We start from the raw sequence: 3,406 nt of genomic DNA on the forward strand, positions 1-3,406 counted from the left end.
TCTGCGACGTGTACGGCGCCGGCTATTTCTACATCCCAGGCACCCAAACCTGCCTGCGCGTCGGCGGCTATGTCCGCTACGACATCGGCGTCGGTGACCGTGAGGGCACGCAAAACGTTTCGGATCACCTCGATGGCGGAAGCAATGATACCTACCGCAAGCAGGCCCGCTTCACGCTGAAGACCTGGACCGGCCAGGAAACCGAGCTCGGCACCTTGAAGACCTACACTGAGACCCGCTTTAACTTCGGCAACTCCTCGGGCGACTTTACCGGCGGGGGTTCTGGTTGGCAGGCTGGTAACAAAAGCGTATCGCTGAACTTCGCCTGGATCCAGCTCGGCGGTCTTCGAGTCGGCAAGGACGAATCGGCCTTCAATACGTTCATCGGCTACGCCGGCAACGTCATTGACGACACGATCGTTGCCTACGGTTCGTACGACACCAACGTCGTCCAGTACTACTTCGACGCCGGCAACGGCTTCTCGGCCGTGGTCTCGCTCGAAGAGGGCGCAGGTGCCGACACCATCGACAGCTACATTCCGCATGTCGTCGGCGGCGTGAAGTACACGCAGGGCTGGGGTGCCGTCACCGGCGTTGTCGCTTATGACAGCAACTATGAAGAATGGGCGGGCAAGGTTCGCTTGGATGTAAACGCCACCAATGAACTATCGCTATTCGTCATTGGTGGTTACGGTTCGGACTCGAACGCAGACAATAACTTCTACAAGCTATGGGACGGCAACTGGGCACTCTGGGGTGGTGGAACTTACAAGTTGAACGAAAAGACGTCATTCAACGTTCAGGTGTCGTACGATGAGGGAAAGACCATCGGTCTGGCCGCTAACATCGCTTACGCTATAGTTCCGGGATTAACTGTCACCGCCGAGGTCGATTACTTTAACAAGGCCGACACTGTCTATCATGCCTCGTCGGATGGAGTTGGCGGCAGACTGCGCTTTCAGCGCTCGTTCTAGATTCGAGCGATCTAGTCTAGCTGGTCCGCGGCGCACGCTGCGGACCATTGCCCTTTTGGAATGAGCAAAACCAAAGCGGCATTGCAGAAACATCGCGAAATATTTTGAAACCTTTTTGAACAAAAACGACGATTGAAAGCTGATTTAAGCCATATATGATGTTTATACCGGATGCGTTGAACGTAGAAGAGGGGATTCGATGCCGCAGCATAGCAAAGTAATAATGCTGACAAAAGCGATGATAGGTTCGAACGACGATCATTGCATAGATGTTTTCCAGGAAACGGTGGCGAAAGTCCACGGTGTTATCAGCGCGGAGAAATTCCGCTTTGTTCATAACGACGAAAGCGCGCGTCGATATCGCTGGGGCTACATGGTTGTTTATGACAAAGATGCTGCAGATATCGGTCGAATAATCGAATTTGCGATGACAAGTTCAAGTTACAAAACTGTTATCGGTAGTGCAATTCATGATCCGGACTACATCACGTATTTCGAGCCCGTAATCGAAACGAATCGCAAAGAGTTAACCCACGGTTATATGGCCAAGGAAGGACGGGCGCCGGAGGAAAAGGAGACCGATTTGGCGAGAACGAATGCAGAGCGAAATTCCGAACCCTATTTGACGCGGTGGAGACGCGCCGACGTCGACTCGCTCCGACTGGAAGACTGGGCAGGGGCCGTTGCCGGCCCGACATATCTTGAAGCAACTCTGCGGATTCCAAGATCGACGTTGCACCGTTGGCAGAGGCGAAACCAGGTCATTGCATTGCGGAAAGGCCTAGGCAGGCATGTGTTCCCTTTGGCGCAGTTTGTTGACGGAAGACCTGTTGCCGGAATACCTGATGTGTTTGCCTTGGCAAAGCACCCAAGGGTTGCGTGGTCGTGGCTCGTTCACCCCTCGCCGTATATCGACGGCAATGTTCCCATCGAGTTGCTCAGGCGCGATATGGTCACGGAAGTAGTGGTGGCTGCCAAGATGTCATTTTAATTTCACATTAGTTGGATGCGGAATTGGGTTCGCATGCAGTTCCTATGTTGCGCTGACTCCGCCTCTTCCGGAGTGCGCGAAAGGACGAGACCAAGCTTGATGGAAGGAGCTGCGATGCTTCGATTGATGCCGGAATGGCCGCTGCTCTGCTACAAGCTCATCGACAACGGCGAACGGCAACATAGCGGGCGTGAGCTCCCGCTGCGATCATTCTTGGCGCAATGCGCGCGACCTCTGGGACGCGCCGGCTATGGCAGCAACCGGAGCTTCAAAGCTGAATGGGATGCGCCTTCACGAGTTGGGCAGGGTCGTCCATTGATTAATTCACGTCAGCAGGAACAATGCCATGAGCCTCCCGCTAAAGCGCGGCCTCTCCGCGTCTGCGCTGCCAGCCGCTATCGAGCGCTTCTTTCTAGGCCGATGGACCGATCAGCCGAAAGGCTGGGGAGGCGGGCCAACTCATTGCTGAGCCTTGCGGCTATAGGCGCGGCGTTTTGCGTTTCGCCAACGCACGCCGCGATCGTCGAAGGTCCTATTATGAACGTCGATGTCGCGATCGCGTTCGCCGTTGACTCCTCCTCGTCGATTGCCCCGAAGATCGCCGACCTGCAGCGCGAGGGCCATGCCGCGGCACTTACTTCGCCCGAGATCATGGCGGCCATCTCACAGAACTACGTTCGCTGCATCGGTATCGCCTATTTTGAATGGTCAAGCCCCGGCCAGACACGCACCGTGCTGCCGTGGACGCGCATCTGCGGACTGGAGGATGCGAAGGCCGCCGCAGCGGTGATCAGAACGAAAGGAGATACTGGTTACCGTCGTCGAGGCCGTGGCGGAACATCAATCTCGACAGCGATCGATGTCGGAAGCCTTCTGCTCGACCAGTTTCCGGGAAAAGCAATGAAGAAAGTGGTCGACATTTCTTCGAACGGCGAGAACAACGACGGGCTTCCCGTTCGGCCAAGCAGGATGAACGCCATCGCCAAGGGATATACAATCAACGCGATCGCCATCCCCCCGAACGACGGGAGTCCGATGGATCGGCTGGCGTCCTATTTTAAACAATCCGTCATTGGCGGCTTCCGGGCTTTCGTCATTTCGCCGACAGGGCAGCGCGACTACATCACCGCCCTTCGCCACAAGCTGGTGATGGAAGTTAGCATGAACGCTCCGGCACAAGGGGAACGATCGTTGACCGCTCCCAAGTCGCGTTCGATCGGGGAGTCGATCGCGAGCCCCATTTATGCCGACATCCATCGCCGCGCGCTCGCTCTCGCGCAATGGCTTCAGCGGGACCGCTTCGGGCTTGGCGACCGCATCGCCACCTTCGCCTGGAACACCGCCCCGAAGCGTAAAGCGGAGGAACTGCGATGCTCGGACTGATGCAGGAATGGCCACTGCTGTGCCACAAGCTGATCGATAATGCTGAACGGCAGCATGG

3 protein-coding genes are annotated in these 3,406 nt (G+C 56.3%); all 3 read left to right on the plus strand.

All coding sequences use genetic code 11. The annotated features are described in order from the left end of the window. Positions 1 to 974: porin (locus tag FJ938_RS29145; RefSeq protein WP_140700092.1), on the plus strand; the 974-nt coding region annotated here is incomplete at its 5' end. A gap of 223 nt (positions 975 to 1,197) precedes the next feature. Next, positions 1,198 to 1,965: a hypothetical protein gene (locus tag FJ938_RS29150; RefSeq protein ID WP_140700095.1), complete on the plus strand. Its 768-nt coding sequence runs from the start codon at positions 1,198 to 1,200 to the stop codon at positions 1,963 to 1,965. A gap of 537 nt (positions 1,966 to 2,502) precedes the next feature. Then, positions 2,503 to 3,348: a DUF1194 domain-containing protein gene (locus FJ938_RS29155; RefSeq protein ID WP_246673598.1), complete on the plus strand. Its 846-nt coding sequence runs from the start codon at positions 2,503 to 2,505 to the stop codon at positions 3,346 to 3,348. The last annotated feature ends 58 nt before the right edge of the window (positions 3,349 to 3,406 follow it).

Source organism: Mesorhizobium sp. B2-4-14 (genome assembly GCF_006442155.1).
GTDB lineage: Bacteria > Pseudomonadota > Alphaproteobacteria > Rhizobiales > Rhizobiaceae > Mesorhizobium.

Bases quoted from the DNA above. Each gene is read 5' to 3' on its own strand.
- FJ938_RS29155 (WP_246673598.1), top strand. From the start codon at position 2,503: ATGAACGTCGATGTCGCGATCGCGTTCGCCGTTGACTCCTCCTCGTCG.
- FJ938_RS29150 (WP_140700095.1), top strand. From the start codon at position 1,198: ATGCTGACAAAAGCGATGATAGGTTCGAACGACGATCATTGCATAGAT.